The organism is Streptomyces amritsarensis (assembly GCF_001953875.1).
GTDB lineage: Bacteria > Actinomycetota > Actinomycetes > Streptomycetales > Streptomycetaceae > Streptomyces > Streptomyces amritsarensis.
Window position 1 is genome coordinate 1 of sequence record NZ_MQUR01000147.1, and the last position, 11,868, is coordinate 11,868.

The window sequence follows — 11,868 nt, forward strand, 5'->3', positions numbered from 1 at the left end:
GCCGTCAACGCCCCGTCGAGCGGCGCGCGCCGAGTCGGGCGTCCAAGGCGCGGACCGCCGTGCGGAAGGAGTGGCCCAGGCCCGGCCGGGCCACGGTCAGGGCCAGGCGGAAGGCGGCCGGGCCGTCCGCGGCGAAGGTCCAGCGGATGTGCGTGCCCGAACCGGCCGGCGTGAGCCGCCACTCCTCCAACAGGGCGCGCACCGCAGGGGCGTTGGTGGTGTCGACGCGGTACGCGTATCGCTTCTCGGGATCCGCGGCCATGATCGTCTCCTGCATGCGCACCCCGCCCAGCAGTCTGATCTCGCGGCCGCCCCCGCCGTGGGTGGGGCGGGCCAGGGTGACCGCCCTGAACCAGCCCGGCCAGCCCTCCACTTCCTCGGCGAGCGCCTGGTACACCGCCTCGGGCGGCGCCGCGGCCCCGGCTGCGAACACCAGCCGGACGGGTGCGTCGTCGATGAAGTCCAGCCCCACCGGGCGGAGTCGGCGAGCCATGGCGGTACCTCCTGGGTGGTGATCCGGACGGATGTGCGCGGTCACCATAGCCGTGTGCCCGCGAGATGTCCGCTGCGATCCGCCGGTGTTCTGCGCCCAGGACGCCGCGTACGACGGCCCGTGCGCCCTACGCCCCGCCTCCCGCCGGCGGTTCCCCCGTACGGGGCCTGGGCAGCGCCCCCACCGCGCGGGATCCTGGAGCGGCGCCGATCCCCACGCGAGCGGAGGCCCCCGTGCCCGACCGCCCCCACACCGAACCCCCACTCGCCCTCGAACTCCTCGTCCACGGCGTCGCCGGAGCCTCCCCGGCCGAGCTGCTCGGCGACCCGCGCACCGTCCGCGTCACCGGCGACTCCACCGCGGCCGTGTTCCGCCGCACCGACGACGCCGACGCCGAAGCCCACCCCGAGCGGTACGCGGGACAGCCCGTCCCCGAGGCCTACTGCTGGTCCCGGCTCACCTCCGGCAACGGCGCCCGCGCCCTGTGGCTGCTGCTCCTGCCCTTCATGGTGGCCAACCTCGCCCACTGGGCCAGGCCGGCCGCCCCCACCGGGCCCGCCGCCCACCCCGCGCCGCGCACGGTGCGCACGTACGGGGTCCTCGTACGGATCCTCGCGCTCAGCCTGACCGTCCTGCTGATCGCGGCCGCCTGCGAGGTCGCGCTCGACCTCGTCGCCTGGCAGTGCGCGGGTGCCGCGGGCTGCACCGCACCCGGCTCCCCGCTCGGCTTCCTCGCCCCCGACGGCGGCGGCTGGTGGTCCCAGCCCGGGCGCCGCCTCGCCCTCGGCGCACTCGTCCCCACCGCGCTGACGGGGCTGCTCTGGTACCTGTCGAACCGCACCTGGAGCGCCTACGAATCCCAGCCGCCGCCCGCCGGCGCCGCCGACCCGGACACCGCCTCCGACACCGCGCCCGCGCTCGGCCGCCCCGGATTCTGGTACGGGCGCCGCATCGTGGCCCGGCTGCGGGCCGCCCACACCGCGGCCGGGCTGCTCACCGTCGCGGTGGCCGTCTCCGCGCCGACCGCCGCCCACGACCGCCGGGCCGAGGCGACCGCGCCCGCCCTCGAAGCCCTCGGCTGGATCACCCAGGCCCTCCTCGGCGCCGGGGCCGTCACCGTCGCCTGGGTCGTCTGCCGGCGCGGCCGCAGCGAGGACCGCCCCGACCACCGCCTGGACCGGGCCGCCGTCTGCCTGCTGCCCGGCGCCGCCCTCGCCCTGCTGGCCGCCGTCCTCCTGCACGCCTGCTGGTCCCGTCCGGGCTGGACTTCCACCGGGCGGCTCCCCGGCGACTTCGCCTTCGGGGTGATCATGCTCGGCCAGGGCCTCTGCGTCCTCGCCCTCGCCGCCGTCGCCCGCCACCTGCACCGCAGGGCCCCCGACCCGGCGGCCGCCCTGCGCGGGCTCGGCGGCCCCGCCGTCGCCATGCTCGGCTGCGCCCTCGGCGGCGTGATGTCGGGCGGGGTCGCCCAGCGCGTCGCCGACTGGATGGACGGCGGAGCCACCCCGGGGATGGCGGGCGCGCCCCTGCCCGGGCCGCCCGTCCTGCTGTCCTGGCAGGCCGCCGTGCTGCCTCCGCTGCTCCTCGTACTGGCGCTGCTCGCCGCCTGGTTCGCGGCGGGCGCGGCCCGCACCCGGCGCCGCCTCGCCGCGGCCGTCGCCGCCGAATACCCGGGCGAGAGCCCGGACGAGGCGCGCAGCCGCCGCATCGCCGGGGCGCGGACGGCCGCCGCACTCACCGACTCCGCGCCCTGGTTCGTCGCGGCCGTCTCCGGGATCACCCTGGTGCTCGGCGCCGGCGCCCTGGCCGGAGCCTGGCTCAGCGGACAGGTCCCGGGCGAGGCCGCCCGCGGGGCCCCGCCGCTGCTGGAGACCGCCGCCCGCACCGCCCAGGACGCCGGGTCCTGGCTCATCGGCCTCGGCATCGCCCTCTTCGCCGCCTGGGGCCGCCGCGCCTACCGCGACCCGGCCGCCCGGCGGACCATAGGGATCCTCTGGGACGTCGGCACCTTCTGGCCGCGCGCCGCCCACCCGTTCGCACCGCCCTGCTACGCCGAGCGCGCCGTCCCCGACCTGACCTGGCGGATGGCCGGCTGGACCGGCCGCACCGGCGGCCGACTGGTGATCTCCGGACACTCGCAGGGCAGCGTGCTCGCCGCGGCGGCCGTCTGGCAACTGCCGCCGCCCGTACGCCGCCGCGTCGCGCTCCTCACCTACGGATCGCCGCTCGCCCGCCTCTACGGCCGCTGGTTCCCCGCCTACTTCGGCCCCGGACAGCTCACCGCCCTGCACCGCGACGTCGACTGCTGGCGCAACCTCTGGCGGGCCACCGACCCCATCGGCGGGCCCGCGCTCCCCGGCCCGGACTCCCCGGAGGTGGACCGCGGCCCGCTCGCCGACCCGCTCGCCTACGGGCGCAGCGCCCGCCACCCGCTGCCCGCGCCGATCCTCGGCCACGCCGACTACCAGGCGGACCCCGCCTTCGCCGCCGAACGCGCCGCCCTGCTCGCCCGGCTGGAGCGGGCCGCACGCGCCGCAGGGCCCCGCACAGCGGTGGCCGGGGGAATGCCCGCTCAGCGCCCCGGCGTCAGCAAGGGGTGGGAAGCGTCGGCAGATCCGCCGGGAACAGCAGGGTGAGCTCGTCCGTGCTCGGCTCCGCGAGCTGGGCCACCCGCCCCGCGTGCCGCTCCACCATCGACTCGAAGGTCTGGCGCGCGGTGCGGCCGTTGCCGAACGCGGGGCCCTTCGGCAGCTCCGTGAAGTACGTCAGCAGGGCCTCGGCGGTGCCCTCCCCGAGACGGTACTCGTGCTCCTCCGCCTGCTGCTCCACGATCCGCAGCAGTTCCCCCGGGCCGTAGTCGCCGAAGGCGATGGTCCGGGAGAACCGCGAGGCCACACCGGGGTTGACGGTCAGGAAACGCTCCATCTCGGCCGTGTACCCGGCAACGATCACCACCACCGCGTCCCGATGGTCCTCCATCAGCTTCACCAGCGTGTCGATCGCCTCGCGCCCGAAGTCCCGGCCCGAGTCCTCCGGGGCCAGCGCGTACGCCTCGTCGATGAACAGCACTCCGCCGCGCGCCCGCTCGAAGGCCTCCTGCGTGCGGATCGCCGTGGACCCGATGTGCTCGCCCACGAGGTCCACGCGGGACACCTCGACCAGATGCCCGCGCTCCAGCACGCCGAGGGAGGCGAGGATCTCGCCGTACAGCCGGGCGACCGTCGTCTTGCCGGTGCCGGGGGAGCCGGTGAACACCAGGTGGCGGCGCACCGAGGCGGCCTTGAGGCCCGCCAACTGCCGCCGCCGGCCCACCTCGATCATGTCGGTGAGAGCCCGCACCTCGCGTTTGACACTGTCCAGGCCCACGAGCCCGTCGAGCTGCCCCAGCACCGCGCCGGACGCCCGCGCGGCCGTCTCCGAAGCTGTGGCCCGCCCCGGATCCGCAGGCCGCGGTACGGACGGCTGGGCCGCCGGGGCCGGCTGCGCCGCGGGGCTCCGCGCCGCGGTGACCGTGCGGACCCCGGCCTGCGCGCCGGTGAAGCCGCCGCCCGGGGCGGCCTGGGCCGCCTGCCGCGGGCCCGACCCGTCGCCGGTGCACTCCTCCACGACGGGGCCGTCCTCCGGGAACTCGTAGCCGCCGCGGGCGCAGCGCTCCGTGTGGCAGCGGGTCAGCGTGGTGCGGCAGCCGTCGAGGACGTGGAAGCCGAAACCGGAACTGTCCGTCACGCGGCAGGCCGTGAAGGTGCCGCGGCCGCCCGCCGACACGTAGAAGCCGGCCTCGGCGGGGGAGGTGACCGTGCAGTCCTCCAGGACCGGGTCGGCGCCCTTGGTGACGATCACGCCGGTCTGGACGGCGTCGATGGTGCAGCCGGCGAGGGTGCCGCCGCTGCCGTGGTCGCGGAACCAGGCGCCGGTGGCCGCCTCGCGGACGCGGCAGTCGTCGAGCCGCGCGGTGGCCCCGTCGCTCACCGAGACCGCGGTGTTGCGGACCTGGGACAGATCGCTGTCGGTGACCTCGACGGCCGACCCCCGGTCCAGCACGAACAGCGCGTCGGGCACGTCGTGCACCCGGCAGGAGTCCAGGGACGCGGTGGCCCCGTCGCTGACCCACACCGCCGGATAGTCGCCCGTGCTGTCGTGGATCTCGCAGGACTCGGCGTCCACCCGGGTGCCCGGATCCCACACCGACAGGCCGTTGCGCCCGAAGCGGCGCACCGACGTGCGGCTGAGGGTGAGCACCGAACGCGACCTGAGGTCGATCGCGTTCTCCGGGATGTCGTGGATGTCGCACCCGGCCAGGGTCAGCACGGCGTCGGTGTCGAGCGTGACCCCGTCGGCCGAGGTGCGGTGCACCGCGCAGTCGGTGAGGCGGGCGGCGGCGCGCGCGGCGATCTGCACCCCGGCGCCCCTGACCTCGTACACCTCGCAGCCCAGGGCCTCCAGGCCCGAGCCCTCGCCGGTGACGGCGATGCCCGCGCCCGTGGAGTGGTGGATGCGGCAGCGCTCCAGCCGGGGCCGGCCGCCGCCGCGGACCGAGAACCCGGTCTGTCCCGAGGCCACGACCTCGCACTCCTCGAACACCCCGCCGCCGCCGTCGAGTACGGCGATGCCGACGCCCGCCGGGTTCTCCACGGTGCAGCGGCGCACCAGGGGCCGGGCGCCGGGGCCGCGCACCTCGATGCCGGCCGCCGAGTGCGTGCTCACCCGCAGGTCGGTGAGCTCGGGGGAGCCGTCCTCCACCAGCAGCGCCGGCGCGGCCCGGTCCTGGCCCTCCAGGTGGAGGTCCTGCACCACGGCCGAGGCGCGCAACGTCAGGGCGACGCCGTCGAGCGGCGCGATGCGCACCGAACCCGAGCCGTCCTCGGGCCCGCGCAGCGTGACGGCGTGGTGCAGCACCAGGTTCTCCCGGTAGGTGCCCGGGGCGATGGACAGCACGTCCCCGTCGCCCGCGACGGCGAGCGCGGCGGTCAGCGTCGGATATTCACCGGAGCGGCGCCGCCACCGCGAGGAGCCGCCGTGCGTCACCTGGACCGTGCCCTGAACCATGGTGCTGTCGTGCCCCCACCCTCGTGCTCGCGCTGCCGATGCGGCCGGAGCCGCTGTTGTCCGAGGCCGCTCTCGTGGCTGTTGCCACGGCAGCGACCGGTTCGGCGGCTCCACCGTAGCGCGCGCGGAGCGGATGAGCCGCCAGGTCAGCCACCGGCGTCCGCCCGGCCCCAGTCCGGCCCGGCGGCCGCCCACGCCCGGTCCAGACGTATGTACCGACGGTGCATGAGCCGTCGTACGACCAGGCGGCGGACCGTCACGGCCAGGACGGCCACCCCTGCCGCGGCCGCCAGGCCCGCCGTCCCCGCGTGGAAGGAGGCGGCCGACGGGTCGAGCGGCCGCCCCACCAGGCGCCCCCGCGCGTCGGTCCATATGCGGAACCGCTCGCCGGGGTGCGGCGGTTCCTCGGCGGCCGGCACCGTGCCCTCGTGGCTGCTGCCGTCGGGCGCGGTCCACGAGGCCACGATCTGCGTGCGCCGGGGGGCCGTCCGCTGTGCGGAAGGGTCGGCGGACACCTCCTCGGCCGGGGCCGGGGCGGCACGGACCACCACGGCCGGGACGAGATGCCGCTCCTGCCGCTGCTCGTACGCGGCCCGCTGCAGCGTGCCGTCCACGCTCAGGCCCGCGACCCAGCCGACGGCCGGAGCCACCACCACGACGCACACCAGCGCGGCGAACGCCACCCACGCCTCGAAGAGATCGGTGGGCCGGCGCAGCGGATTGCGCCGCCACCGCCACACACCCATTGCTGTCCGCACGGTCCGGCTCCCCCTACTTGCGCCAGTCTCCGCCTGTCTGCGCGCCCACGCCTTCCGCATGCCCCGGGGGACGCGTTCCGGGACGCACGAGACATGTGCCACCCGATCCGGAACCGGTCGTCCGGTGTCACTGCCCCGTGCGGGTACCCACCTGTCCTGACTGATCCAACGGCCTGGTCACGCCGGTTGGTTCCAGCTCGGGGGCGGAGCCCCCCGAAGGTGTCATTCCAGTGGTCCGGTCGCCACCCGCGGGCGACCCGTCATGCGAGGATGCGGACCTCGTCGCCGACGTGCAGCATGCCCGGCCCCAGCGGCACCAGCAGCCGCCCGAAGGCCAGGGACTTGCCGATCCGCCGGTGCCGGGCGAGGGTCTTGAGCGGTTCCCTGCCGCGCTCGCCCGTCCGCTGGTCGGTGGTGGTCACGACGCACCGGCCGCATTCGCGCGCGCCGCGCAGGAGTGTGCCGCCGATCGCGATGCGCTGCCAGCCGTCCTCCGCCCAGGCCGCGGCCCCCGAGACCACCACGTTGGGCCGGAAGCGGTCCATCGGCAGCGGACCCTCCTCGGGGTGGTCCCCCTGCGCGATCAGCGAGTTGAGCGCGTCCAGCGAAGCGAGCGTGGTGAGCAGCAGCGGATAGCCGTCGGCCAGGCTCACCATCTCGCCCGGCAGTGCGTAGTCGGGGTCCACCGGACGACGTACGGCGGGGTCGTCCAGGTGCACCAGCCGAACCGGAACCCCGAGGAACGCGCTGAACCAGTCGGCCGCGGCCCTCGCCGCGACCACGGTCTCGACCTTCTTCCCGAACAGCGAAACCGGCTCCAGCGGACCCGGATCGGGCACCTCCACCAGCAGTTCCGCCATGCCCGGCGCGGTCAGCGCGATCCGGCCGCCGCCCAGCGGGCGCGCGGAGGCCAAGGCCAGCCGGGCATGCCGGCGTTGGGTGAGGACCGTGCCCTCGGGGTCGATCACGGCCCACCGCCGGTCCCCGGACAGACCCCAGGGCTCCACGGCCACCTCGTCGGGAGCGGTCCCCGCTACCGACTTGACGGGGTGGACGTGGAGCGCCTGAACGTGCAACTTCGACATGGGGGCATACTGCCAGCCCGCTGCGCCGTCCCGGCGCGCGCGAGGGAGCCGGTCAGTAGCCGCGTCCCTGGTAGGGGCGGCCGTAGGGGTCCTCGTACGAGGCACCCGCCACCGGAGCCGGCACCTGCATGGGGCGCGGCGCGGCCGGACGCATCGCCTCGTAGCCGGTGGCCATGGCCGCCGGGCGGGGCTGCTGCGGCTGGGGCTGCGGCACGTACCCGGCGCGGGCCGCGACCGGCTGCTGCTGGGGGATGTAGGGAGCGGGCGCGTTCTGCAGTGGCATCGGCTGCGCGGCGGCCTGCTGCTGGTAGGGGTACCCGTACGCCGGAGCCTGCTGCTGAGGGGTGGCAGGCGGCAGTGCGGGCAGGGCCGACGGGAGGGCCGGCAGGTATCCACCGCTCGAATAACCCGCGCTCGGGGACTCGTAGGCGGCCGGGACGCGGATCGGGGCGATCTGCGGAGTGCCGCGTTCGGCGACGAGGGAGTCGTAGATGGGGGTGTCCGGGAAGGAGGGCGCGGAGTAGTAACCGCCGCCATAAGTGGAGCGGGGGGAGGTCATGAGACATAAGTTAAGCCCACGAATTCACCGGGTCCATAGCGAGGTGGCGTCAACACCGCGCTGACCTGCATATTCGCAGGTCAGAGCCACAGCTTTCACTTGGCGTTCACGTGCACGATTTCGCCACTTCCATCCCACCTTGGTCCAACTCGTACCTACCGGTTGTGCGTTGCACCGACTTCTTGCTGACGCAGCGTCACAACGCGGTGACCTCGGATGACGCGGGTCCGGGCGGAGGTCCCTCGTTTCAGGCGTCGCTCGGGCGGGCATAGGTACGGCCCTTCCATGCCGCGCCCCGCCCGCGGTAGTGCCGGACGGCCGAGTCGACGGTCATCAGGAGGTACAGCAGCGCCGTGAACGGAAGCAGCGGCGCGAGCGCCGCGGGCTGGCGGTAGTAGCGCAGCATCGGCAGGTAGGTGCCGGCCATCAGCAGCCAGGCGAGGCCGCCGGCCCACGCGGCGGCGGGCCGGCCGGCGGCGAGGCCCGCCAGGAGGGCGGCCGGGGGCACCAGGTAGACGAGCGCCAGCCCAGCGACCGTCCCGGCCAGCAGCGCGGGCCGGTGGCGCAGTTGCGCGTATGCGCTGCGCGAGACCATCCGCCACAGGTCCGCGAGCGCCGGGTAGGGGCGGACGCTGTCCACGCGCTCGGCGAGCCCCAGCCAGATCCGCCCGCCGGAGTCCTGCACGGCACGGGCCAGGGAGACGTCGTCGATGACGGCCTGGCGGATCCGGTCCGGGACCCCGGCCCGCACGGCGGCACCGGTGCGCAGCAGTACGCAGCCGCCCGCGGCCGCTGCGGTCCGTGCGGAGGGCCGGTTGATCCGGCGGAAGGGGTAGAGCTGGGCGAAGAAGTAGACGAAGGCCGGTACGACGAGCCGCTCCCACGCGCCGGCGACGCGCAGTCGGGCCATCTGCGAGACGAGGTCGAGGTCGGCGGAGGCCGCGGCGGAGACCAATTCGCGCAGACTGTCCGGTTCGTGTGCGATGTCGGCGTCGGTGAGCAGGAGGAAGTCGGGTTCGGTGGCGTGCGCGGTACGGGCGAGCATGATGCCGTGGCGCAGCGCCCACAGCTTGCCGGTCCAACCGGGCGGGGGGTCGCCGGGGGAGACCACGGTGAGCGGCAGCCCCGGCTGCTCGGCGGCGATCCGCAGGGCGAGGGCGCCGGTGCCGTCCGTGCTGCCGTCGTCCACGAGGATGACCTCGGCCTCACCGGGATAGTCCTGGGTGATGAGCGAGGCCAGGCTCAGGGGCAGCACCTCGGCCTCGTCCCGGGCGGGTACGACGATCGCCACGGACGGCCAGCGGTCGGGGGCGGTGCGCGCGGGGAGCCGGACGTCGGTACGCCAGAACATGCCCTGGGCGAGGGTGAGCCAGAGCCATGCGGCGAGGGAGGCGAAGGACGCGGCGGTGAGGAGGCCCATGGCGGCAGTGTGCCGGGCGCCCGGGCCCCTGTCCCGCACCCGGCACCCCCGGTGCGGCGCCCCTCCGGGCGGGGCGGCGGACAAGGGCGCGCCGGCGCCCCCGCGGCAGCGGGTGCGGCGCCGCGGCGGCGGGTGCGGGAGCGCGGGGCGCGCGGCCGGGGCGCCGGCCGGGGCGCGTGGCCGGGCCGCGGGGCGCGGTCGCGGGGGTGGGGCCGGGCTGCGGCGAGCGCGCGCCCACGCCCCCGGAGCGGGAGGGTTGCGGCGGCGCTGAGGCGGGCCGGGCGGCGGGTGGGGGCGCGATCGCCGGTGTGGGGCAGGGTTGCGGGGCGGGGGCGTCGGGGTGGGGCGAGCGCCCGCCCGTGCCCCCGGAGCGGGAGCGGGCGGCGCCGGTGCGGGCCGGGCGGCGGGTTGGGGCCTGCGGGTGTCGGCCGGGGCGCGTGGCCGGGCGGCGGTCACCGGGGTGGGGGAGCCCCCCCGTGCCCGGGGCGGGAGGGTGCGGCGGCGCCGGTGCGGGCCCGCAGGGTGCTGGCCGGGGCGCGGGCGGGCCGGGAGCACGATCGCCGAGGTGGGGCGAGTATCCGCCCGTGCCCCCGGGGGTGGGAGGGCGCGGCGGCGCCGTTGCGGTGCCGCGGCGTGTCGGTCGGGCCGCGGTGGTGCCAGCGGGGCGCCGGTGTGCGGGCGGTCACCGGAGTGGGGCGAGCACCCCGCTCGTACCCCCTGGGCGGGATGGCGTGGCGGCGCTGGTGCGGGCCGGGCGGCGGGTGGTCCGTGGGGTGTCGGCCGGGGCGTGGTGCTGCTGGCGGTGCGTCGGTGGGCGGCGGGGCCGGGGTCGGGCGAGTATCCGTCCGTGTCCCCGGGGCAGGATGGCGCGGCGGCGCCGGTGCGGGCCCGCGGGTGTCTGCCGGGGCGCGTGGCCGGGCGGCGTGGCGGGGGTGGGGCGCGTATCCGCCCGTGCCCCCAGGGCGGGAAGGCTGCGGCGGCGCCCTTGCGGGCCTGCGGGGGTGCCGGCCGAGGGGTGCGGGCGGGCCTGCGGTCGCCGGGGTGGGGCGAGCATCCGCCTGCACCCCGCGGGGTGCCGGCCGGGCGTGGGGCCGGGCTGCGGGGTGCGGGCGACGGGTTGGTCGTGGGCGCGGCGTGCCCGGTACTCGGGGCGGGGCAGCCGAGGACGTACCCGGCTGCCCGCTGGGGTGTAGGTGGGCGCGGCGGTGGGGGCGGTGTGGTGCCCGTGCGGCCGCGGTGGGGTGGGCGGCTGGATCGGCCTCGGGATCGGGGGCCGCAGGGGGTGTGGTGGCCCGCGAGGGGTGGCGGCGGACGGGCCGGATCCGGTCGCGTGAGGGCGGCGCACGGCGGCGGGATGTGGCCGGTGCCGGGTCCGGCCGGAGCCGGGGTCGACTAAGGTGGCCGGGTGAAGATCGCGCTCATGGACTCCGGAATCGGCCTCCTCGCGGCGGCCGCGGCGGTGCGGCGGCTGCGGCCGGACGCGGATCTGGTCCTCTCCTCCGACCCCGACGGGATGCCCTGGGGTCCGCGGACCCCAGAGGACCTCGCCGGGCGGGCGCTGGCCGTGGCCCGGGCCGCCGCCGCGCACCGCCCCGACGCGCTGATCATCGCCTGCAACACCGCCACCGTGCACGCCCTGGACGCCGTGCGGGCGGAGTTGGAGCCGGCCATCCCGGTCATCGGGACCGTACCGGCGATCAAGCCCGCCGCCGCGGCCGGCGGCCGCCTGGCGATCTGGGCCACCCCCGCCACCACCGGCAGCCCCTACCAGCGCGGGCTGATCCGCGACTTCGCCACCGGCGCCCGGGTCACCGAGGTGCCCTGCCCGGGGCTCGCCGACGCCGTGGAGTCCGCCGACGACGCCGCCGTGACCGCGGCCGTCGCCGCGGCCGCCGCGCTGACCCCGGCCGACGTCACCGATGTGGTGCTCGGGTGCACCCACTACGAGCTGACCGCGGCCCCCATCCGGGCCGCCCTCGCCGCGCGGACCGGGGGAGCGGACCTGGTCTACTACGGCTCCGCCGAGCCCGTGGCCCTCCAGGCGCTGCGCCGCCTCGGCGTCACCGCCGAGCCCGGCCTGCCCCGCACGGGCGGCCTCACCGTCCTGCACAGCGGCCGCGAGGCGGCCCTGCCCGCCGCCGCGTTCGCCTACGCGGAGGGCCGACTGCTGTCGGGCCAGGGCGCTCCCGTCGGCTGACCGCGGTGGCCCGGACGCCGTCCGGGCCACCGCGCGAACCGCCGCCGCCGCGGCCACGGCCGCACACGTCCTCACGAAAAAATGCCGGCCGCGCAGCGGCCGGCTCCGCGCTTCCCCGCTCACGGCTCCCCGCTCCGTGCTTCCGCGGGCCGCGTTTCCCGCACGCCGCTCCGCGTTTCCCGTACCCCGCCCCGCGTTCCCCGTCCCGCGTTCCCCCGTTCCCTCGGACCACCCGCCCGCCCACGCCTTCCGCGGGGCGGGCGAAGCCGACGGGCAGCCGCCGGAGCCGCGGCGTGCCGCGCCCGCTCCG

Annotated in this window: 8 protein-coding genes; 2 read left to right on the plus strand and 6 right to left on the minus strand. The window is 77.0% G+C overall.

Translation table 11 applies throughout. The features are described from left to right. Nucleotides 1-4 precede the first annotated feature (4 nt). Complete coding sequence (locus AVW11_RS33885; RefSeq protein WP_030855719.1) at nucleotides 5-493, minus strand: SRPBCC family protein; 489 nt, start codon at nucleotides 491-493, stop codon at nucleotides 5-7. 167 nt (nucleotides 494-660) lie between these two features. Between AVW11_RS33885 and AVW11_RS33890 the strand changes: the two genes are divergently transcribed. After that, nucleotides 661-3,129, plus strand: a complete 2,469-nt coding sequence (locus AVW11_RS33890) for a hypothetical protein (RefSeq protein ID WP_420856422.1) — start codon at nucleotides 661-663, stop codon at nucleotides 3,127-3,129. Here the strand turns inward: AVW11_RS33890 and AVW11_RS33895 are convergent. From AVW11_RS33895 to AVW11_RS33915, 5 genes are all read right to left on the minus strand, one after another. Then, on the minus strand, nucleotides 3,080-5,539 hold the full coding sequence (locus tag AVW11_RS33895; RefSeq protein ID WP_060180329.1) for a right-handed parallel beta-helix repeat-containing protein: 2,460 nt from the start codon (nucleotides 5,537-5,539) through the stop codon (nucleotides 3,080-3,082). The genes AVW11_RS33890 and AVW11_RS33895 overlap by 50 nt on opposite strands. Before the next feature lie 146 nt (nucleotides 5,540-5,685). After that, entirely contained in the window at nucleotides 5,686-6,297 is a 612-nt protein-coding gene (locus tag AVW11_RS33900; protein ID WP_030855725.1) for an Rv1733c family protein, read from the minus strand. 260 nt (nucleotides 6,298-6,557) lie between these two features. Then, nucleotides 6,558-7,382 (minus strand): MOSC domain-containing protein, encoded by an 825-nt coding sequence (locus AVW11_RS33905; RefSeq protein WP_076046941.1) that lies wholly within the window; start codon nucleotides 7,380-7,382, stop codon nucleotides 6,558-6,560. 52 nt (nucleotides 7,383-7,434) lie between these two features. Beyond that, a complete protein-coding gene (locus AVW11_RS33910; RefSeq protein WP_060180327.1) occupies nucleotides 7,435-7,941 on the minus strand; it encodes a DUF6643 family protein in 507 nt (168 codons plus the stop codon). 247 nt (nucleotides 7,942-8,188) lie between these two features. Beyond that, complete coding sequence (locus tag AVW11_RS33915) at nucleotides 8,189-9,361, minus strand: glycosyltransferase (protein ID WP_030855728.1); 1,173 nt, start codon at nucleotides 9,359-9,361, stop codon at nucleotides 8,189-8,191. A 1,405-nt stretch (nucleotides 9,362-10,766) separates the two neighbouring features. Here AVW11_RS33915 and AVW11_RS33920 point away from each other — a divergent pair. After that, the gene (locus tag AVW11_RS33920; protein ID WP_030848949.1) at nucleotides 10,767-11,558 is read left to right on the plus strand and encodes a glutamate racemase; all 792 of its coding nucleotides are present in this window, start codon (nucleotides 10,767-10,769) and stop codon (nucleotides 11,556-11,558) included. Nucleotides 11,559-11,868: the final 310 nt, after the last annotated feature.